Origin of the sequence: Cognatundibacterium luofuense (genome assembly GCF_018139685.1) — a bacterium.
In the GTDB taxonomy this organism is placed as follows: Bacteria; Pseudomonadota; Gammaproteobacteria; order Burkholderiales; family Burkholderiaceae_D; genus Undibacterium; species Undibacterium luofuense.
This window is the reverse complement of record NZ_JAGSPN010000456.1, coordinates 1-317: the sequence shown is the minus strand read 5'-3', so window position 1 is coordinate 317 and position 317 is coordinate 1. Positions and strand designations below refer to the sequence as shown.

The window sequence follows — 317 nt, the reverse complement described above, 5'->3', positions numbered from 1 at the left end:
ATAACCAGAATGAAAAAAGGCTAAATGATTTTACTCAAAAATGCGCCAAAATTCCTTAATGTTTTGATCAATACAATCTCTGCCAACAATGAAAAACCAATCTGTTCTCCTGCGAACTCAAACGATCAATTCCAGCCGGTTGCCGGCTCGTGATTTTATCGATACAAAAATAATTACTCGCAGAGAAAACCGCATTGGCCCTTTATTTCCTGATGGAATTGCTTATCCCAAAGATCGTAATGATATTCACAAAATTTTTCATTATTCCAAGAAACATCGTGCGCAGATAGTAGTTAATCCATGTATGGGGCGCATTA

At 36.9% G+C, this 317-nt stretch carries 1 protein-coding gene; it reads left to right on the top strand.

What is annotated here, in order from left to right; all coding sequences use genetic code 11:
* Positions 1 to 88: 88 nt before the first annotated feature.
* The coding region (locus KDM89_RS21205) for a hypothetical protein (protein ID WP_212689786.1) at positions 89 to 317 on the top strand (229 nt) is incomplete at its 3' end.